The organism is Streptomyces hygroscopicus subsp. hygroscopicus (assembly GCF_030269125.1).
In the GTDB taxonomy this organism is placed as follows: Bacteria; Actinomycetota; Actinomycetes; order Streptomycetales; family Streptomycetaceae; genus Streptomyces; species Streptomyces hygroscopicus_C.
The window spans coordinates 214,787-233,388 of record NZ_BSSM01000010.1; the positions used below are offsets into that span (position 1 = coordinate 214,787).

The 18,602-nt window shown below is 72.1% G+C and carries 17 protein-coding genes and 2 tRNA genes; 11 read left to right on the plus strand and 8 right to left on the minus strand.

Annotated features, from left to right (window positions below; genetic code table 11):
- Positions 1 to 67: 67 nt before the first annotated feature.
- From QSK45_RS22830 to QSK45_RS22845, 4 genes are all read left to right on the plus strand, one after another.
- Complete coding sequence (locus QSK45_RS22830) at positions 68 to 1,192, plus strand: SDR family oxidoreductase (RefSeq protein ID WP_285559757.1); 1,125 nt, start codon at positions 68 to 70, stop codon at positions 1,190 to 1,192.
- Positions 1,193 to 1,308: 116 nt separating this feature from the next.
- On the plus strand, positions 1,309 to 1,767 hold the full coding sequence (locus QSK45_RS22835) for a molybdenum cofactor biosynthesis protein MoaE (protein WP_285559759.1): 459 nt from the start codon (positions 1,309 to 1,311) through the stop codon (positions 1,765 to 1,767).
- A 252-nt stretch (positions 1,768 to 2,019) separates the two neighbouring features.
- On the plus strand, positions 2,020 to 2,193 hold the full coding sequence (locus tag QSK45_RS22840) for a hypothetical protein (RefSeq protein WP_285559761.1): 174 nt from the start codon (positions 2,020 to 2,022) through the stop codon (positions 2,191 to 2,193).
- Positions 2,194 to 2,243: 50 nt separating this feature from the next.
- Positions 2,244 to 3,341: a YlbL family protein gene (locus QSK45_RS22845; protein ID WP_285559762.1), complete on the plus strand. Its 1,098-nt coding sequence runs from the start codon at positions 2,244 to 2,246 to the stop codon at positions 3,339 to 3,341.
- Positions 3,342 to 3,528: 187 nt separating this feature from the next.
- Here QSK45_RS22845 and QSK45_RS22850 read toward each other — a convergent pair whose 3' ends face one another.
- Complete coding sequence (locus tag QSK45_RS22850) at positions 3,529 to 4,071, minus strand: PPA1309 family protein (RefSeq protein ID WP_285559764.1); 543 nt, start codon at positions 4,069 to 4,071, stop codon at positions 3,529 to 3,531.
- Between the two features lie 162 nt (positions 4,072 to 4,233).
- Here QSK45_RS22850 and QSK45_RS22855 point away from each other — a divergent pair, with 162 nt between their 5' ends.
- The 4 genes from QSK45_RS22855 (at position 4,234) to QSK45_RS22870 (ending at position 9,407) form a co-directional block, all read left to right on the plus strand.
- Positions 4,234 to 7,113 carry a UPF0182 family membrane protein gene (locus QSK45_RS22855; RefSeq protein WP_285559939.1) on the plus strand — a complete coding sequence of 960 codons (2,880 nt, stop codon included), beginning with the start codon at positions 4,234 to 4,236 and terminating at the stop codon, positions 7,111 to 7,113.
- A 41-nt stretch (positions 7,114 to 7,154) separates the two neighbouring features.
- Positions 7,155 to 7,228, plus strand: a tRNA-Met gene (locus tag QSK45_RS22860).
- 221 nt (positions 7,229 to 7,449) lie between these two features.
- Entirely contained in the window at positions 7,450 to 9,261 is a 1,812-nt protein-coding gene (locus QSK45_RS22865) for a tetratricopeptide repeat protein (protein ID WP_285559766.1), read from the plus strand.
- Between the two features lie 72 nt (positions 9,262 to 9,333).
- Positions 9,334 to 9,407, plus strand: a tRNA-Met gene (locus QSK45_RS22870).
- 171 nt (positions 9,408 to 9,578) lie between these two features.
- Here QSK45_RS22870 and QSK45_RS22875 read toward each other — a convergent pair.
- A complete protein-coding gene (locus QSK45_RS22875; protein WP_285559767.1) occupies positions 9,579 to 9,995 on the minus strand; it encodes a Fur family transcriptional regulator in 417 nt (138 codons plus the stop codon).
- Between the two features lie 145 nt (positions 9,996 to 10,140).
- Between QSK45_RS22875 and QSK45_RS22880 the strand changes: the two genes are divergently transcribed.
- On the plus strand, positions 10,141 to 11,604 hold the full coding sequence (locus QSK45_RS22880; RefSeq protein WP_285559770.1) for a catalase: 1,464 nt from the start codon (positions 10,141 to 10,143) through the stop codon (positions 11,602 to 11,604).
- Between the two features lie 81 nt (positions 11,605 to 11,685).
- Here QSK45_RS22880 and QSK45_RS22885 read toward each other — a convergent pair whose 3' ends face one another.
- Positions 11,686 to 12,093, minus strand: coding sequence for a CBS domain-containing protein (locus QSK45_RS22885; protein WP_285559772.1), 408 nt, complete (start codon positions 12,091 to 12,093; stop codon positions 11,686 to 11,688).
- A 149-nt stretch (positions 12,094 to 12,242) separates the two neighbouring features.
- Positions 12,243 to 13,079: a histidinol-phosphatase gene (gene hisN / locus QSK45_RS22890; RefSeq protein ID WP_285559774.1), complete on the minus strand. Its 837-nt coding sequence runs from the start codon at positions 13,077 to 13,079 to the stop codon at positions 12,243 to 12,245.
- Positions 13,080 to 13,276: 197 nt separating this feature from the next.
- Here hisN and QSK45_RS22895 point away from each other — a divergent pair, with 197 nt between their 5' ends.
- Positions 13,277 to 13,882 carry a TetR/AcrR family transcriptional regulator gene (locus QSK45_RS22895; protein ID WP_285559776.1) on the plus strand — a complete coding sequence of 202 codons (606 nt, stop codon included), beginning with the start codon at positions 13,277 to 13,279 and terminating at the stop codon, positions 13,880 to 13,882.
- A gap of 133 nt (positions 13,883 to 14,015) precedes the next feature.
- Here QSK45_RS22895 and QSK45_RS22900 read toward each other — a convergent pair whose 3' ends face one another.
- From QSK45_RS22900 to QSK45_RS22915, 4 genes are all read right to left on the minus strand, one after another.
- Complete coding sequence (locus tag QSK45_RS22900) at positions 14,016 to 14,339, minus strand: DMT family transporter (RefSeq protein WP_285559778.1); 324 nt, start codon at positions 14,337 to 14,339, stop codon at positions 14,016 to 14,018.
- Positions 14,340 to 14,423: 84 nt separating this feature from the next.
- Positions 14,424 to 15,434 (minus strand): ribosome small subunit-dependent GTPase A, encoded by a 1,011-nt coding sequence (gene rsgA, locus QSK45_RS22905; RefSeq protein WP_285559780.1) that lies wholly within the window; start codon positions 15,432 to 15,434, stop codon positions 14,424 to 14,426.
- Between the two features lie 9 nt (positions 15,435 to 15,443).
- Positions 15,444 to 16,760, minus strand: coding sequence for a 3-phosphoshikimate 1-carboxyvinyltransferase (aroA, locus tag QSK45_RS22910; protein ID WP_285559782.1), 1,317 nt, complete (start codon positions 16,758 to 16,760; stop codon positions 15,444 to 15,446).
- A gap of 252 nt (positions 16,761 to 17,012) precedes the next feature.
- Positions 17,013 to 17,735 carry a M50 family metallopeptidase gene (locus tag QSK45_RS22915; protein ID WP_285559784.1) on the minus strand — a complete coding sequence of 241 codons (723 nt, stop codon included), beginning with the start codon at positions 17,733 to 17,735 and terminating at the stop codon, positions 17,013 to 17,015.
- A 50-nt stretch (positions 17,736 to 17,785) separates the two neighbouring features.
- On the opposite strand from QSK45_RS22915, the gene QSK45_RS22920 reads away from it, so the two are divergent.
- Complete coding sequence (locus QSK45_RS22920) at positions 17,786 to 18,601, plus strand: SOS response-associated peptidase (protein ID WP_285559786.1); 816 nt, start codon at positions 17,786 to 17,788, stop codon at positions 18,599 to 18,601.
- Position 18,602 lies beyond the last annotated feature (1 nt).

An 18,602-nucleotide genomic window follows, 5' to 3' on the forward strand; every position in this document is an offset into this window, starting at 1 on the left:
GGATGGATGCACCTCGTACGTGCGCGTCACTCACGCCCGTACAGAAGACAACCGCTGGAGATGCCGGGTGAGTTCCCCAGATCCGCAGGTTCGCGCAGCGCGAAACCACTCAGCCCCGTCCGCCGGGCGCCGACCCGCCGTGCGCGGGCCCGTCGTCGCGGTCACCGGCGCCGCGACCGGCGTGGGAGCCCTGCTCACGGCGCGGCTGGCCGCGTCGGAGGAGATCCGGCAGGTCGTCGCGATCGACGAGCGGCGCGGGGAGTGCGAGGAGGCGCAGTGGCACATCCTGGACGTGCGCGATCCGGCCATCGCGGACAAGTTGCGCGGCGCGGACGTGGTCGTGCACCTCGCGCTCGACCTGGATCTCGGCAGCGACGCGGCCGCGCGGACCGCTTACAACGTCCGGGGGACGCAGACCGTGCTGACCGCCGCGGCGGCGGCCGGGGTGCACCGGGTGGTGCTGTGCACGTCCGCGATGGTCTACGGCGCGCTGCCGGAGAACGAGCTGCCGCTGTCGGAGGACGCCGAGCTGCGCGCGACGGCCGAGGCGACGGGCGTCGGGGACCTGCTGGAGATCGAGCGACTCGCCCGGCGAGCGCCCCGCGCGCACCCCGGCCTGAACGTCACCGTCGTACGGCCCGCCCTGCTCGTCGGCGGCACGGACACCGCGCTGACCCGGTACTTCGAGTCGCCGCGGCTGCTCGTCGTGGCCGGCTCGCGGCCCGCGTGGCAGTTCTGCCATGTCGAGGATCTGTGCGGGGCGCTGGAGTACGCCGTCCTGGAGAAGGTCGACGGGGAACTCGCGGTCGGCTGTGACGGGTGGCTGGAGCAGGAGGAGGTCGAGGAGCTCAGCGGGATCCGGCGGATGGAGCTGCCGTCGGCGGTGGCGCTGGGCGCGGCGGCGCGGCTGCACCGCATCGGGCTCACGCCGTCCCCCGCGGGGGACCTCGCCTACACGATGTACCCGTGGGTGGTCAGCGGGAGCCGGCTGCACGACGCGGGATGGCGTCCGCGGTGGACCAACGAGGATGTGCTCGCGCAGCTGCTGGAGGAGGTCGCCGGGCGGCACACGGTGGCCGGGCGGCGGCTCGGGCGCAAGGACGCGACGGCCGCGGGGGCGGCGGGCGCGACGGTGGCGTTGCTCGGCGCGGCGGCGGTGGTACGACGGGCCCGGAAGGCGCGTCGGCGGTAGGCGCCCGGCGCGGGCCGGCGCGGCCGCGGCCGCTGGAGCAGCGTCCGGCACGGCTCCCGCCGGGACGGGTGAACCCGGTGTCCCTCGCTGTCGTACCCGTGCGGCACGATGGAGGCATGGCTGAGATGAGCGAGCATCCCGGGGAGCGGGGCGCGCAGGGGCCCGTGAAGTTGATCGGTGTGCGGGAGAGCGCGCTCTCGGTGGACGAGGTGTTCCGGGCGGTCGGGGATGCCGCGGCCGGGGGGATCGCGTTGTTCGTGGGGACGGTGCGCAATCACGACGGGGGTGCCGACGTGGACGCGCTCGGGTACTCCAGCCATCCCAGTGCCGAGGCCGAGATGCGGCGGATCGCCGAGAAGGTCGTCGCGGACTATCCGGTGCGGGCCCTGGCCGCCGTGCACCGGGTCGGGGAGCTGGCCGTCGGGGACATCGCCGTGGTCGTCGCGGTGGCGTGTCCGCACCGGGCCGAGGCATTCGAGGCATGCCGCAGGCTGATCGACGACCTCAAGCACGAGGTGCCGATCTGGAAGCACCAGAGGTTCTCGGACGGCACGGAGGAATGGGTCGGCGCGTAGCGCCGTCGAGGCGGGGTGGTGGTCGGGTGACGGGAGGGCGGGTCGGCGCGTAGCGCCGTCGAGGCCCGTGGTGGTCGGGTGACGGGAGGGGGCGACGCCCGCTGAACGCGCGGCCACTGCGCCGAACCGGTCACTCCGGGCCCACCGGTTCCTCCGGTTGCGTAACCGCCCCCCACCCGTGAGCGTTGTGAGTGCGGATGGTTAATCTGCTGATCAGTCAGTTGCGAACGCTCACGGCGTTGGGAGGTCGGCATGGGCGCGCTTGTCTGGCTGCTGATTCCGCTCATGGGTGCGATCGGCGGCGGGCTGTGGGGCAGTTGGGCCAACCGGACGCGCAAGGCGCGCAGCGACGGTCCCGAACTCGACGGGTACGCGCGGTTCCGCGAGGCGATGGAGCGGTCCCACACGGGCGCCGGCGGCGCCTGACGGGGGTGCCCTGACAGTGCGCGGACAGAGGCGTCACGTACTGTCGAGGCATGCCACGCCGCACCGCGACGATGCTCGCCTCCACCCTGATGCTGATCGCGCTCCTGTGCGCCGGAGTGCTCATCCCCGTCCCGTACGCGGAGATGTCCCCCGGCCCGACCGTGAACACGCTCGGGGAGCACCAGGGCGAGCCGGTGCTGCAGATCTCCGGACGCAAGACGTATCCGACCGACGGCCACCTGAACATGACCACGGTCCGGGTGACCAGCGTGGACTTCCGGATGAACCTGGTGGAGGCCGTCTACGGCTGGCTGTCGCGCGACAGCAAGGTGGTGCCGCACGACACGCTCTACCCGAAGGGCACGACGGAGGAACAGTCCTCGCAGCAGAACGCCGAGGAGTTCAGCCAGTCCCAGGAGAGCGCCAAGGTCGCCGCCCTGAAGCAGCTCGACGTCCCGGTGAAGTCCTGGGTGATCGTCTCGACCGTGATCAAGGACTCCCCGGCCGAGGGCAGGCTGCACGCCGGTGACGTGATCAGGGCGGTCGACGGCAACGCGGTCAAGCAGCCCTCCGACGTCGCCAAGTTCGTCACCCGGCACAAGGCGGGCCAGAAGGTGGTCTTCACCGTCGTGCCCGCCAAGGAGCAGGCCGCCGCGGAGAAGGCCCACAGGACGGCCACCACGACGCGGGACGTCACGATCACCACCGCCGCCTCCGACGACAGCGGGCCCAAGCGGGCCATCGTCGGGATCTCGGCCGGGACCGATCACACGTTCCCGTTCAGCATCGACATCAAGCTCGCCGACGTCGGCGGGCCAAGCGCCGGCCTGATGTTCGCGCTCGGCATCTACGACAAGCTCACCCCGGGCAGCCTGACCGGCGGCAGGTTCGTGGCCGGCACCGGGACCATCGACGACAACGGCACGGTCGGGCCGATCGGCGGCGTCGACATGAAGACCCTCGGCGCGCGCGGCATGGGCGCCCAGTACTTCCTGACGCCCGCCGACAACTGCGCCGAGGCCGCGGCGGACAAGCCGGGCGGGCTCACCCTGGTCAAGGTCAAGACGATCAAGGACGCGCTGAACGCGCTGGAGGACATCCGGAGCGGTGACACCGCGGCGCTGCCGAAGTGCGCCGCCAAGGGCTGATCAACCCCCGGTGACATGGCCGGGGCGCCCGCCGGCCGAGGGGCGGCCCCTCACGCCGTGACCGATGACGGCGGCGCCCCCGCCGTCGTGAACCGATGACGGCGGCGCCCCCGCCGTCGTGACCGGCGAGCGGTGCCCCCGCCGCCGGGAGGGGCGAGTGGCGGCCCCCCTCCCGCCGCGGCGCGGATCAGTCGGCGAACGTCGCCGTCAGCGCCTCCGCGAGGCCCGGGACGAGGTCGGGGCCGGTCAGGACCTCTGTCGGGGAGTCCTTCTCGCGCAGCCGCAGCGCCGACTCGCGGGCGCCGTCGCGCAGCACCGCCACCGTCATCCGGACCTCCTGGCGCTCGGGGTGGTCCGCCACCCACTTGGCCAGCCTGGCCTCGCTGAGGTTCTTCGGGACCTGCGCCTCGGCGGACGGCGGCAGCATCAGCCGCTCCACGGTGAGCGCGCAGCCGGCCACCGCGTCGGGCCAGGCGATGGTGGCGAGGAACTCGTCGAGCGGCTTGCCGGACGGGATCTCGTCCTGCTCGATCGGGGTGAGACCGGCGGTCTCGGACTCGACCTCGAGGCCCAGCTGGGCCGCAAGCGCGGGTTCCTGGCTGCGCAGCCGAGCGGTGTCTACGAGGGCGAAGAGGCGAGCGGGCTGGTCCCAGCCGAGGCCGGAGGCGTACTCGTCGATCTCGAGTACGGCCCGGGTGAGCGGGCTCGCTGCCATGGGAGTGTTGGACATGGTCACAATCCTGCCTCGTTCCCCACCGGAATCGGGAACCGATCAGAGCCTGAGTAAGTTGCATATGTGTCGGCCCGCGATCACGGGGGGCCACCGGGGCCCCGGAGCACGGGGCCCGAGGGATCGAGAGCGAACTTCGAGGGGCGCACCTTGGCTTTCCAGATGCCGGACCGCGGCCAAGGCCCTGCGGGGCCACGGACGGGGGCGGGCCGCCCGTCCCGGCGGGTGAGGGTCCTGCTCCTGACGCTGGGCGTGCTCGCCATCCTCGGTATGACGTTCAGCATGTTCGCCGGCTTCTGGACGAACTGGCTGTGGTACCGGTCGGTGCACTACTCGTCCGTGTTCACCACCACACTGTGGACCAAGATCGGGCTGTTCTTCGTCTTCGGTCTGCTCACGGCGTTCGCGGTCGCCCTCAACATCTGGCTCGCGCACCGGCTGCGGCCCCCGCTGAGCGCCATGTCCACGGAGCAGCAGAGCCTGGACCGCTACCGGATGGGCCTCGCGCCGTACAAGACCTGGCTGCTGCTCGGGGTCAGCGCCCTGGTCGGACTGATCGCGGGCGCCTCGGCGGCCGGCGAGTGGCGCACCTGGCTGATGTGGGTGAACGGAGTTCCCTTCCACCAGAAGGACCCCCAGTTCCACCTCGACATCTCCTTCTACGCCTTCGACCTGCCCTGGTTCCGGTTCCTGCTGGCCTTCGGCTTCGCCGCCGTGATCCTGTCCCTGATCGCCGCCGCCTTCACGCACTACCTGTACGGCGGCCTGCGCCTCACCAGCCCCGGGGCGCGCGCCACCGCCGCCGCGACCAGTCACCTCTCGGTGCTGCTCGGTCTGTTCGTCGCCCTCAAGGCGGTCGCCTACTGGCTCGACCGGTACGGCCTGGCGGTGAAGTCGAGCGACTTCAAGACCACGGGCGACTGGACCGGGCTGCGCTATGTCGACGCCAACGCCTATCTGCCGGCCAAGACGATCCTCTTCTGCATCGCCGTCATCTGCGCGCTGCTGTTCCTCGCCACCCTGTGGCGGCGCACCTGGCAGCTGCCGGTGATCGGCTTCGGCCTGATGGTCCTCTCCGCGATCCTGATCGGCGGGCTCTACCCGGCGATCGTGCAGAAGTTCCAGGTCGAGCCCAACGAGCAGGCCAAGGAAGCCCCGTACGTGAAGAAGAACCTCACGGCGACCCGCGAGGCGTACGGCATCGACGACACCGAGGTCACCAAGTACGACGGCAAGTCCACCACCTCGGACAACGCCAGACTCCGCGCGGACGCGAACGACGCGGCGAGCATCCGGATCATGGATCCGAACATCGTCTCGCCCACGTTCGAGCAGGCGCAGGAGATGAAGGACTACTACAGCTTCCCTGCCAACCTGGACGTCGACCGGTACCCCACCGAGGACGGCAAACTCCAGGACACCGTCATCGGGCTGCGCGAGCTGAACCTGAAGGGCGTCCCGAAGCACAACTGGATCAACGACCACTTCCGTTACACGCACGGTTACGGCGTGGTCGCCGCCAAGGGCACCGAGGCCGCCGACGGCCAGCCCGTCTTCACCGAGTACGACCTGCCCTCCAAGGGCGACCTGCCCACCTACGAACAGCGGGTCTACTACGGCGAGAAGACCACCACCTACTCCATCGTCGGGGGGCCCCAGAAGGAGGTCGACCGTCCCACCGACAACAACGGCGAGGTGACGACCAGTTACGCCGGCAGGAGCGGGGTGGACCTCGACAGCCCGCTGAACCGGGCGGCGTACGCGATGGCGTTCAACGAGCCGCAGATCCTGTACTCGGGCGCGATCGGCAAGGGATCGCGGATCCTGTACAACCGCACGCCCAAGGAGCGCGTCGAGGCGGTCGCCCCCTGGCTGACCATCGACGGCGACGCCTACCCGGCCGTCGTCAAGGGCCGCATACAGTGGATCGTCGACGGCTACACGACGTCGAACGGCTACCCGTACTCCTCGCGTACGACCCTCGGCGACACCACGGCCGACTCGCTGACCGCCGGCAGCGACAACCGCAGCGTGGTGGCCCCGCAGAACCAGGTCAACTACATCCGCAACTCCGTGAAGGCGACCGTCGACGCGTACACCGGCGAGGTCGAGCTGTACCAGTGGGACACCCGGGACCCGGTGCTGAAGACCTGGATGAAGGCGTTTCCCGGCACGGTGCGGCCCAAGAGCGCGATCTCCCCGCAGCTGCTGTCCCATCTGCGCTACCCCCAGGACCTGTTCAAGGTCCAGCGCGAGCTGCTCACCCGCTACCACGTGACCGACCCGCAGACGTTCCTCACCGGCAGTGAGGTGTGGCAGGTGCCGAACGACCCGACCAACAAGTCGGGCGACGCGGTGCCGCCGTACTACCTGAGCATGAAGATGCCCGGCCAGACCAAGCAGGCGTTCTCGCTGTCGACCACGTTCACGCCGACCGGCCGGTACAACCTCAGCGCCTTCATGTCGGTCGACTCCGAGGCGGACAGCAGCGACTACGGCAAGATCAGGATCCTGAAACTGCCGACCAGTACGACGGTCGACGGGCCCAGACAGGTCCAGAGCCAGTTCAACTCCGAACAGGACGTCGCCGCCGCGATCAAGCTCCTCAAGGGCGGCGACTCCGAGGTGGAGTACGGCAATCTGCTGACCGTGCCGCTGGACGGCGGACTGCTCTATGTGGAGCCGGTCTACGTACGCGGCGGCGGCCTGAAACTCCCCTTGCAGCGCAAGGTGTTGGTCACCTACGGGGACCGGCCGCCGGCGTTCGAGAACACGCTCGGCGAGGCGCTGGACAAGCTCTTCGGTACCAGCTCGGCCGCCGCCGGGCCGCCGGACGGCGGCACCAAGGCACCGCCCGCGTCGAGCGATCCGACCGTCCAGCAGGCACTCGCCGACGCCCAGAAGGCGTTCGACGCCGGACAGCGGGCGTTGAAGCAGCCCGACGGCCCCGACTGGGGCGCTTACGCCAAGGCCCAGAAGGACCTCAAGGCGGCGCTGGAACGCGCGCAGGCCGCGGAGAAGCAGCCGAAGCACAAGGGCTGATCGGCCCCGCCCCGCGTCGTGATACGGTTGGCTCACAACGACGCGGGGTGGAGCAGCTCGGTAGCTCGCTGGGCTCATAACCCAGAGGTCGCAGGTTCAAATCCTGTCCCCGCTACGGAAAGTCGAAGGCCCGGATCCTTTCAGGATCCGGGCCTTCGTGGTGTGTGAACACGCGGCGGGCGAACACAAGTTGGGAAAGGAGCCACCGCCGCGCCGCCGTGAGGAGTTGGGCGCTGTGTGTTTGACTTGTCGTCCTGTGGGCATGTCGACAAAACGCTGAAGTGACCTCACGGGGTGGGGTATACCGGGTGTACCCAGGTTGCGGGTGGTGCGACGATGGACGTTATGGGGGACAAGGCAACTCTGTTCGAGTCAGGGCGATTTGTACAGACTTTCGGTGAGGGGCCGGCCCGCGACGAGGTGGGCGACATGGCGGACGCCGCCGACGAGGTGCGCCTCGCGCTCGCCGCACGCAGCGGCGACGCGGAGGCCGCCAGCGTCCTCGGCGCCATGCTGCTGCGCCGCGGCGACCTCGACGGGGCGGAGTCCCATCTGAGGGCAGCCACCGCGGCCGGTGACCGGGCCGCGGCCAACAACCTGGGCGTCCTGCTGCACCAGCGCGGGTACGCCGACGAGGCGGCCGGGTGGTGGCGCATCGCGGCCGTCGCCGGTTCCGCCGCCGCCGCGCACGCGCTCGGCCGCTACCACCGCGAACGCGGGGACGAACCCGCCGCCGAGTACTGGCTGCGCCAGTCCGCCGAGCAGGGCCACGTCCTCGGCGCCTACGCGCTGGCCGACCTCCTGGAGCACCGCGGGGACGCCGGGGCCGGGCGCTGGATGCGGCTCGCCGCCGAGCGGGGGCACCGGGAGGCCGCCTACCGGGTGGCGCGTGCGCTCGACCGCGGGGCCGAGGACCGGGGCGGGAGTGGGGGTGACAACGCTGTCGCGGAGGCCGAGCAGTGGTACCGGCAGGCCGCGGCGCGCGGGCACCGGCGCGCCGCGCTGCACCTCGGGGCGATCCTGGAGCAGCGCGGGGAGCTGAAGGAGGCCGGGCGCTGGTATCTGACCTCCGCCAAGGACGGCGAACCGCGGGCCGCCTGTGCCCTCGGCTTCCTGCTGCGGGACGCCGGGGACACCGAGTCCGCGGCCGTGTGGTGGCTGCGCGCCGCCCAGGAGGGCGACGGCAACGCGGCCAACGCGCTCGGCGCGCTGCACGCCGAGCGGGGCGAGACCCAGACCGCCGAGCGCTGGTACCGGGCGGCGCTGGACGCGGGGGACGACAACGGCGCGTACAACCTCGGCCTGCTCTGCGCCGAGCAGGGGCGCACCGCGCAGGCCGAGCAGTGGTACCGGCGCGCCGCGTACGCCGGGCACAGGGAGGCCGCGAACGCGCTGGCCATCCTGTTGCTCCAGGTCGGCGACACGTCCGGGGCGGAGCCGTGGTTCTCCAAGGCGGCCGAGGCGGGGAGCGTCGACGCGGCGTTCAACCTCGGCATCCTCTACGCCGGCCGCGGCGAGGAGGCGGTGGCGCTGCGCTGGTACGAGCGGGCGGCCGCCGCGGGGCACACCGAGGCCGCGCTCCAGGTCGGCATGGCACGGCTGCGCGAGCGGGACGAGAGGGCGGCCGAGCGGCATCTGCGCTGTGCGGCGGGGGGCGGCAGCGCGGAGGCGGCATACCGGTTGGCCGCCCTGCTGGACGCCCGCAGGCCGCCGCGGCCCGCGCACGAGCTGGGGGAAAGCGCGCACGAGAAGGCCGAGTGCGAGGAGTGGTACGAGCGGGCGGCGCAGCAGGGGCACCGGCGTGCGCAGGTGCGGGTCGGCATGCTCGCGTCCGCGCGGGGGGACGTGGTGGAGGCGGCGCGGTGGTACCGGGCGGCGGCGGAGGCGGGGTCGCGGAACGGAGCGTTCAACCTGGGCCTGCTCCTGGCCCGCGAGGGCAGCGAGCCGGAGGCGGCGGTGTGGTGGACGCGGGCGGCCGACGCCGGTCACGGCCGCGCGGCCCTGCGCCTGGCTCTCGTCTACGCCCGCCGCGGCGAGCTGGCCGAGGGCCAGCGCTGGGCGACCCGCGCGGCGGAACTGGGGCCGGCGGAGGTGACGGAGCGGGCGGGCCGGCTGCGGGACGCGCTGCGCGAGGAACTGTCGGCCTGAGTGGCCCCGGTCACTCGGGCCTGAATGGATTTGCCTCCGTCGGCTTCCCTCGCGTAGTGTCGTGTTCACCGACGCGGGGTGGAGCAGCTCGGTAGCTCGCTGGGCTCATAACCCAGAGGTCGCAGGTTCAAATCCTGTCCCCGCTACTGAAGACCGAGGGCCGGAATCCAGAAATGGGTTCCGGCCCTCAGTCGTGTCCGGGGCATGGAGTGTCGGGCTGCGCGCAGGCCCATGGGAAGCGGAGGTCCGCGGAGGACGGAGGCTCCAGCGCGAGGAAAAAAGGGGGCTCGCGCCCCCTGGAGCCTGGAACGGGAGCGTCAGGCGCCCGCGCAGTCCGGGCACAGTCCCCGGTACGTCACCTCGACGTCCGACACCGTGAAGCCGAAGCGCTCGGTGTCGGGGAGGTCCGCCAGGGGGTTGCCCGTGGGGTGGACGTCGCGGATCGCGCCGCAGCGGGCGCAGACCAGGTGGTGGTGCGGCCGGTGCGCGTTCGGGTCGTACCGCTTCGCGCGCTTGTCGGTCGAGACTTCCAGCACCTCGCCGAGCGTGACCAGCTCGCCCAGCGTGTTGTAGACGGTGGCCCGGGAGATCTCCGGCAGCTTCGCGACGGCCCGCGCGTGCACCTCGTCGGCCGTCATGTGGACGTGCTCGCCGTCGAGGACCTCGGCCACCACGCGTCGCTGCGCGGTCATCCGCCATCCGCGTCCACGCAGCCGTTCCAGAAGGTCGCTCATGGCTACCAGCCTAACAGCAAGGGAGACCAGGACGGGAATGGGTGTGAGTTTGGAACCCCATTTGACTTGGACTTAGTCCAATGTAGGATCTGGACTGGCTTTGGCCAAGGGACAGCATTGGCCGGCGTAGACGCAGGAGGCGCACGTGACGCAGGGACCGCTCACCACGGAGGCCGGAGCTCCGGTCGCCGACAACCAGAACAGCGAGACGGCGGGCGTCGGCGGCCCGGTGCTGGTCCAGGACCAGCTGCTGCTGGAGAAGCTGGCGCACTTCAACCGCGAGCGCATCCCGGAGCGGGTCGTGCACGCGCGCGGCGCCGGTGCCTACGGCACCTTCACGGTGACCGCCGACGTCACCCCGTACACCAGGGCCGCCTTCCTCTCCGAGGTGGGCAAGGAGACCGAGGTCTTCCTGCGCTTCTCGACGGTGGCCGGCAACCTGGGCGCGGCGGACGCCGTCCGTGACCCGCGCGGTTTCGCGGTGAAGTTCTACACCGAGGAGGGCAACTACGACCTCGTCGGCAACAACACCCCGGTCTTCTTCATCCGGGACGCGATCAAGTTCCCCGACTTCATCCACACCCAGAAGCGCGACCCCTACACGGGCAGCCAGGAGGCCGACAACGTGTGGGACTTCTGGGGGCTGTCCCCGGAGGCCACGCACCAGGTGACCTGGCTGTTCGGCGACCGCGGCATCCCCGCGTCGTACCGGCACATGGACGGCTTCGGCTCGCACACCTTCCAGTGGAACAACTCCGACGGGCCGGACGGCGAGGTCTTCTGGGTCAAGTACCACTTCAAGACCGACCAGGGCATCAAGAACCTCACCGCCAGTGAGGCCGCGGTGCTCGCGGGCACCGACCCCGACTCCCACCAGCGCGACCTGCGCCAGGCGATCGAGCGGGGCGAGTTCCCGAGCTGGACCGTGGGCGTGCAGATCATGCCGGCGGCGGACGCGGCGTCGTACCGCTTCAACCCGTTCGACCTGACCAAGGTGTGGCCGCACGCGGACTACCCGGTCATCGAGATCGGCAGGCTGGAGCTGAACCGCAACCCGCGCAACGTCTTCGCCGAGGTCGAGCAGTCGATCTTCAGTCCCTCGCACTTCGTGCCGGGCATCGGCCCCTCGCCCGACAAGATGCTCCAGGGCCGGCTCTTCGCCTACGGCGACGCGCACCGCTACCGCGTCGGCGTCAACGCCGACCACCTGCCGGTCAACCGCCCGCACGCCACCGAGGCGCGCACCCACTCCCGTGACGGCTTCCTCTACGACGGCCGGCACGGCGGCGCGAAGAACTACGAGCCCAACAGCTTCGGCGGGCCCGAGCAGACCGGGCGCGCGCTGTGGCGGTCGTACGACGGTTTCGCCCCCGGCACCGGCGACCACCCGACCCCGCGGCACGCCGAGGACGACGACTTCGTGCAGGCGGGAAACCTCTACCGGCTGATGTCGGAGGGGGAGAAGGAGCGGTTGATCGCCAACCTGGCCGGGTCGATCTCCCAGGTCTCGCGCGAGGACATCGCCGAGCGCGCGATCGCCAACTTCGCGGCCGCGGACGCCGACTTCGGCAAGCGTCTGGAGGCGGCGGTGCGGGCGCAGCGCGGCTGAGGCGGCGGCGCGGAGGGCCCTTCGGGCGGGCCGGAGTCCCTGGGGCTCCGGCCCGCCCGCGCCTTCCGGAGCCCGCTGTCCTCAGGCGCCCGCTCGGGCCAGTGGGGCGCGCTCACGGGCCGGGGACCAGCAGCGGATGATGTCCCGGACCGAGACGATGCCGGCGACCTCGCCGCGGTCGAGCACGATCAGATGCCGGAAGCCGCCGTGCGTCATCGCGTCGGCGGCCTCCTCCAGCGTCCAGGTCGGCGCGGCGAAGACGACGTCGGTGGTGGTGTGGGCGTGGGCGCGCTCGGTGTCCGGGTCCTGGCCGAGGCCGACGGAGTTGAGGATGTCGCGCTCGGTGAGGATGCCGATGCCGCCGGCGTCCGGATCGAGGATCACGGCGGCGCCGACGCGCCGGGCGGACATCAGCGTGGCTGCCTCACGGAGGGTGTGGGTGGGACCGAGGACGAGGATCACCGTGCTCATGGCGTCGCGGACCAGCATGGGTGGGGCCACCTCCTGGGGGTCCGGGGCCTTGTCCCCGGATTCACAAATTCACAAGTGGGGGTAGCCTCAGGGTCTCAGGTCAAGGCCGGGTCAACAAGAGGGCGCGCGTTGGTCATCGGGGGGCGTGCGCAGGCGTCCCGCAGACCTCACTGGCGCCGGTTGAGATACCCCAGCAACTCTTCGTGCAGCAGGCCGTTGGACGCGGCCGCGTTGCCGCTGTGCGGGCCGGGGCGGCCGTCGAGCCCGGTGAAGGTGCCGCCGGCCTCGGTGACGACGATGGCGGGGGCGGCCATGTCCCACAGCGACAGCTCCGGCTCCGCGCAGATGTCCACGGAGCCCTCGGCGACCATCATGTACGACCAGAAGTCGCCGTACGCGCGGGTGCGCCACACCTCGCGGGTGAGGTCCAGGAACCCGTCGAGGCGGTCCTGCTCCTCCCAGCCGGAGAGGGACGAGTAGGTGAACGAGGCATCCGCGAGGGTGTTGACGCCGGAGACGTGGATACGGCTCGCCGAGGTCAGGTTGCGGCCGCTGAAGGCGCCGTGGCCCTTCGCGGCCCACCAGCGGCGGCCGAGGGCCGGGGCGGAGACGAGGCCCACGACGGGGTGGTAATCCTCCCCGTTCCCGGCTTCGCCCGAGCGGGAGGTGCCCCCGCCGCCCGCCTCCATCAGCGCGATCAGGGTGGCCCAGACGGGGACGCCGCGCACGTAGTTCTTCGTACCGTCGATCGGGTCGATCACCCAGCGGCGGGGGCCGGATCCCTCGATGCCGTACTCCTCGCCGAGGATCGCGTCCCTCGGGCGGGCGCGCTGGAGCCGGTCGCGGATGAGCTTCTCGGCCGCCTTGTCCGCCTCGCTCACCGGTGTCATGTCCGGCTTAGTCTCCACCTTCAGGTCCAGCGCCTTGAAGCGGTCCATGGTGGCGGCGTCGGCCGCGTCCGCGAGGACGTGGGCGAGGCGGAGGTCGTCGAGGTAGTCCGGCATGCACGCCACGCTATCGGTCGGGGCCGGGGCGGGGCCAACACGGGGGTGTCCGGGCGGTTCGCGGGGGCTCGGTGCCGCGCGGCGCACGACCCGCGTATCCGGCACACGGCCTTCCGTTCCCCTGTGACCGCCCCCTTGACACCACCCGAAAGCCCGTCAAATCTGGGCGGAACGCCGTTTACCCCAGGGAGGCGACGATGGCTGCGGCCCGGGAGTCCCTGCTGGACGCCGCTTACACGGCGCTGGCGCGTCGGCCGTGGTCGGCGGTGCGCATGGTGGAAGTCGCCGCCGCGGCGGGCGTGTCCCGGCAGACCCTGTACAACGAGTTCGGCAGCAAGGACGGCCTCGCGCGGGCGCTGGTACGGCGGGAGGCCGACGGCTATCTCGCGGGCGTGGAGCGCGCCCTCGCCGGCGCCGGCGGCACCTGGGAGCGGCTGACCGCCGCCGCCGAGTGGACGGCCGCCGCGGCCCGGGACAACGCGCTGGTACGGGCGTTACTCACCGGCTGCTGGACCGAGCGGCTGCCCGCCCCGCCCCGGGGCCGCGCACCGACCGCCTCCCCGGTCCCGGCCCAGCGCCGCGCGGAGGCGCCGCTGCCCTCGCCCCGCGACCTCGTACGGATGGTCCGCGACCGCGCCGTCACCGCGCTGTCCGGACCCGGCACGGGCCCCTCGGCCACCGTCGAACTCGCCCGCTCCTGCGAACTGGCCGTCCGTCTCGCCCTCTCCTGCGTCGCGGCACCGCCGGGGGAGGGCGGGGTCGCCGAACTGATCCGCGCCGTGGCCCCGCGCCAGACGGTCTGACCCACGCGCCCCGGCGCGCCTCCCGCGGTCCCGGCGGGCCCCGGGCGGTTTCCGCCCACCGGCGCCGCGGTTCACCCACGGGCGCGGGCGCGACCGGGCCGCCACCCCGTTTCCGGTGCGCCGCGGCGAGGTCCTAGCGCGCCGACCCCGACAACTGGAGCCCGATGATCCCCACGATCACGAAGCCGATGGACACGATCTTCAGGGTGGAGGCCACATCGCCGAGGAAGACCATGCCGTAGATCGCCGTGCCGGTCGCGCCGATGCCGGTCCAGACGGCGTACGCGGGGCCGACGTCGAGTTTGCGCAGGGACAGGGTCAGGAGGCCGAAGCTGCCGAGGGCGAAGGCGGCGAAGGCGATGGTCGGCCACAGGCGGGTGAAGCCGTGGGAGAGCTTGAGGCACACGGCGAAGCCGGTCTCCAGTATTCCGGCCACGATCACCAGCAGCCACGCCATGTGCCGTCCTCCCGTTGATCCGGATCTCCGGTCCGGTGCGATTATGCACTTGCCGCACCGCCGACCGGGCGAACAACGCGAAGGTCAGTCGCCTTCCGTGCGCTCCCGCGTGGCGAGCAGCCGCCGCAGCGAGTACAGCCGGGCCGGATCCGCGTGCCCCGCCTCCACCCACGCGTCCAGCGCGCAGTCCGGCTCGTCGTGGCTGCACGCGCGCGGGCAGTCCGCGGTGCCGGGCTCCAGGTCCGGGAAGGCGTGGATGACCCGGGACGGATCGACGTGCGCCAGGCCGAAGGAGCGTACGCCCGGGGTGTCGATCACCCAGCCGTCGTCGCCCGCCAGCGGCAGCGCCAGTGCCGACGTGGTGGTGTGCCTGCCCCGCCCCGTCACCGCGTTGACGTGTCCCGTCGTACGCCGACGGTCCTCGGGGACCAGCGCGTTCACCAGCGTCGTCTTACCGACGCCGGAGTGCCCCACGAACGCGGTGATCCGGCCGTCCAGCAGCTCCCGCACCCGGTCCGCGGCGTCCCCGTTCTCCAACTCCTCGCGGCTGGTGACCACATAGGGGATGTCCAGATCGCCGTACAGCTCCAGCAGCTTGTCCGGCGGTGCCAGGTCCGACTTGGTCATCACCAGCAGGGGTTCGAGGCCGCCGTCGTACGCCGCCACCAGACAGCGGTCGATCAGACGGGGGCGGGGTTCGGGGTCGGCGAGGGCCGTGACGATCGCCAGCTGGTCCGCGTTGGCGACCACCACGCGCTCGTACGGGTCGTCGTCGTCCGCCGTGCGCCGCAGCACCGACTCGCGCTCCTGGATCCGCACGATCCGCGCGAGCGTGTCCTTCCTGCCGGACAGATCGCCGACCAGTGCCACCCGGTCGCCGACCACCGCCGCCTTGCGCCCCAGCTCCCGTGCCTTCATCGCCATCACGACCCGGTCCTCGACCAGGCAGGTCAGCCGCCCCCGGTCCACGGTGAGGACCAGCCCCTCGGCCGCGTCCTCGTGTTTGGGCCGGATGTTCGTCCTCGGCCGGTTGCCCCTGCGGTTGGGGCGGGTGCGGATGTCGTCCTCGTCGGTGTGCTTGCCGTAGCGGCGCATGGCGTGTCCCTACTGCCCGAGCATCCCGGTCCACAGCTCGGGGAAGTCCGGCAGGGTCTTCGCCGTCGTCGCGATGTCCTCGATGCGTACGCCCTCGACCGCCAGGCCGATGATCGCGCCGGCGGTGGCCATGCGGTGGTCCTCGTAGGTGTGGAACGTGCCGCCGTGCAGGGCGCGCGGGCGGATGTGCAGACCGTCGGCCGTCTCCGTGACGTCGCCGCCGAGTTCGTTGATCTCCTTGGTGAGCGCGGCGAGCCGGTCCGTCTCGTGCAGCCGCAGATGGGCCACGCCTCGCAGCGTCGAGGGGGAGTCGGCGAGCGCGGCGACGGCCGCGATGCCCGGGGTCAGCTCGCCGACGTCACCGAGGTCGACGTCGATACCGTGGATGGCGCCGGAACCGGTGAACACCAGCCCGAGGTCGGTGAGTTCGCAGGAACCGCCCATCTCGGTGAAGATCTCCCGCAGCCGGTCACCCGGCTGGGTGGTGCGCTCCGGCCAGTCCGGGATCAGCACCTTGCCGCCGGTCACCAGGGCCGCCGCAAGGAAGGGCTGCGCGTTGGACAGGTCCGGCTCGATCGTCAGGTCCCGGCCGAGCAGCGCGCCGGGCGTCACCCGCCACACGTTCGGCTCGCCGCCCGACTCGGGGGTGTCCACCTGGGCGCCGACCGCGCGCAGCATGTCCACCGTCATCCGGATGTGCGGCATGGACGGCAGGCTCGCGCCGGTGTGCCGGACCTCGACGCCCTGGTTGAAGCGGGGGCCCGAGAGCAGGAGCGCGGAGACGAACTGCGAGGAGGACGACGCGTCGATCGACACCGGGCCGCCGTCCAGCGCCCCGCCGCCGTGCACGGTCAGCGGCAGCGCGCCCCGGCCGTCGTCGTCGATGCGCGCGCCGAGCCGGCGCAGCGCGTCGATCACGCCGTGCAGGGGACGCTCGTACGACCGCGGGTCCCCGTCGAACCGGACGGGACCGTCGGCCAGCGTGGCCACCGGCGGCAGGAACCGCATCACGGTGCCCGCGTTGCCGACGTCCACCGTGGCCGGGCCGTGCAGACCGGTCGGCAGCACCCGCCACGCCTCGCCGGTGCCGTCCGGGCCGACGCCCTCCTCGATCTCGACGCCCATCGCGCGCAGCGCGCCCGCCATCAGCAGGGTGTCCCGGGAGCGCAGCGGGCGGCGCAGCCAGCCGGGCTCGGAGGCGAGGGCGGCCAGCACCAGGGCGCGGTTGGTGACCGACTTGGACCCCGGCACGTGGACGGTGGCGTCGACGGCGCCGCTCGCGTGCGGAGCGGGCCAGAGGGCGGAGGAGGCGGTGTTCGGGGCCATGGGCCCACTTTATAAGGAGGGCAGGGGCTCAACCTTCCGGCGTCCGCCGCCGCTGCCGTCGCGAGGAGCCCCGGACACCCTCGCCAGAAGCCCCGGACACCGAGGCGAGGAGCCCCGGAAACCGGCCGCGAGTGACTCCGGACGACCGGCGGCCGACCATCTCCGGACCTCTCGGCGGCCGGCCGACCCGGGCCTCCCGTGGCCGACCGGATGTCCGCGGCCGACGCCCCTGGCCCACGGCAGCCGGTGTCCTCAGACCCTCAGCAGCCAGCGCCCCCCGCCGATCAGCGAGCACAGCGACACCGCGTGGAACAGGAACAGCCACAGCCCCGCCGGGACATGCGTCAGCCGCGACAACTGGTCCGCGTCCGAGTCCCCGGCCCGGCCCCGTATCCGCTTGGCCTGGAGCTCGAACGGCGGCCGTACGCCCCCGAACAGCAGGAACCACACCACCGCGTACGCGAACGCCGCCTGCACCTGCGGCCCCGTGAGCCAGGACACCAGCAGGAACGCCCCGCCCGCGAGCACCACGGTCAGCACGCCGTACGCGTTGCGGATCATCACCAGCATCACCGCCAGCAGGGCCGTGGCCGCCCACAGCAGCAGCGTGATGCGGCCCGCGGCGAGCAGCGCGGCGCCGCCGAGACCGAGCAGCGAGGGGGCGGTGTAGCCCGCGGCCGCGGTGAGGATCATGCCGAGCCCGTACGGCTTGCCCCGGCTCACCGTGAGCCCGCTGGTGTCCGAGTGCAGCCGGATGCCGGTGAGCTGCCGGCCGGTGAGCAGGGCGATCAGCCCGTGGCCGCCCTCGTGCGCGATGGTGATCGCGTTGCGCGACACCCGCCACAGCTGATGCGGTACGACCACCACGAGCGCGGCGGCCAGGGTGGCGAGCACCACCCAGAGGTCGGGGTCGGGCTGGATACCGGTGAGCCGGTCCCAGAGACCGGGCAGCGCGAGGGCGGCGAGGCTGTCCATGTGTCCGAGTGGCTCCCTGGTGTCGTGCGGAGTCTGGCAGTGTGGCACGTATGTGCGGACGGTATGCAGCCAGTCGTAGGCCCGAGGACCTCGCCGGAATCTTCGGGATCGAGAAGTGGGACGCCGAGGAGACCCTGGAGCCGGACTACAACGTGGCCCCCACCAAAGAGGTCCACGCCGTGCTCGACCGTCCTGTGAAAGACGCGGACTCCCCGCGTCCGGTTCGCCAGCTGCGCAAGCTCAGGTGGGGGCTGGTGCCGTCCTGGTCCAAGACTCCCGAGGGCGGCGCCCGGATGATCAACGCGCGCGCGGAGACGGTGCACGAGAAGCCGTCCTACCGCCGCGCCTTCGCCGCCCGCCGCTGCATCCTGCCCGCCGACGGCTACTACGAGTGGGTGACCGGCGAGCAGGAGCGGGACCTGGAGGTCGAGGGCAGGAGGAAGCGGCCCCGCAAGCAGCCGTACTTCGTGCTGCCCGCCGACGGCTCGGTGTTCGCGATGGCCGGCCTGTACGAGTTCTGGCGCGACCGCACCCTGCCCGACGACCACCCCCACGCCTGGTGGGTCACCTGCTCGGTGATCACCACGGAGGCCGAGCGGACCCCGCTGGCCGTCGCTCCCGCCGACGGCCCGCGTTCGCTCGCCGACATCCACCCCCGGATGCCGCTGATGCTCACCCCGGACCGGTGGGACGCCTGGCTCGACCCCTCCCGCACCGACCCCGACGACCTGCGGGCGCTGCTCGCCCCGCCCCCGCCGGGGCTGATGCGCGCCTACCCGGTCGCCACCGCGGTCAGCAACGTCCGCAACAACGGACCGGAGCTGCTCAAGGAGCTGGAAGCGCCGGAAGAGGGCACACTCTTCTAGC

Bases quoted from the DNA above. Each gene is read 5' to 3' on its own strand.
- QSK45_RS22850 (WP_285559764.1), bottom strand. From the start codon at position 4,071: ATGTCCAACACTCCCATGGCAGCGAGCCCGCTCACCCGGGCCGTACTC.
- QSK45_RS22865 (WP_285559766.1), top strand. From the start codon at position 7,450: ATGGACGTTATGGGGGACAAGGCAACTCTGTTCGAGTCAGGGCGATTT.
- QSK45_RS22920 (WP_285559786.1), top strand. From the start codon at position 17,786: ATGTGCGGACGGTATGCAGCCAGTCGTAGGCCCGAGGACCTCGCCGGA.
- QSK45_RS22840 (WP_285559761.1), top strand. From the start codon at position 2,020: ATGGGCGCGCTTGTCTGGCTGCTGATTCCGCTCATGGGTGCGATCGGC.
- QSK45_RS22885 (WP_285559772.1), bottom strand. From the start codon at position 12,093: ATGCTGGTCCGCGACGCCATGAGCACGGTGATCCTCGTCCTCGGTCCC.
- rsgA (WP_285559780.1), bottom strand. From the start codon at position 15,434: ATGCGCCGCTACGGCAAGCACACCGACGAGGACGACATCCGCACCCGC.
- QSK45_RS22900 (WP_285559778.1), bottom strand. From the start codon at position 14,339: ATGGCGTGGCTGCTGGTGATCGTGGCCGGAATACTGGAGACCGGCTTC.
- QSK45_RS22835 (WP_285559759.1), top strand. From the start codon at position 1,309: ATGGCTGAGATGAGCGAGCATCCCGGGGAGCGGGGCGCGCAGGGGCCC.
- QSK45_RS22895 (WP_285559776.1), top strand. From the start codon at position 13,277: ATGGCTGCGGCCCGGGAGTCCCTGCTGGACGCCGCTTACACGGCGCTG.
- QSK45_RS22855 (WP_285559939.1), top strand. From the start codon at position 4,234: ATGCCGGACCGCGGCCAAGGCCCTGCGGGGCCACGGACGGGGGCGGGC.
- hisN (WP_285559774.1), bottom strand. From the start codon at position 13,079: ATGCCGGACTACCTCGACGACCTCCGCCTCGCCCACGTCCTCGCGGAC.
- QSK45_RS22845 (WP_285559762.1), top strand. From the start codon at position 2,244: ATGCCACGCCGCACCGCGACGATGCTCGCCTCCACCCTGATGCTGATC.
- aroA (WP_285559782.1), bottom strand. From the start codon at position 16,760: ATGGCCCCGAACACCGCCTCCTCCGCCCTCTGGCCCGCTCCGCACGCG.
- QSK45_RS22875 (WP_285559767.1), bottom strand. From the start codon at position 9,995: ATGAGCGACCTTCTGGAACGGCTGCGTGGACGCGGATGGCGGATGACC.
- QSK45_RS22915 (WP_285559784.1), bottom strand. From the start codon at position 17,735: ATGGACAGCCTCGCCGCCCTCGCGCTGCCCGGTCTCTGGGACCGGCTC.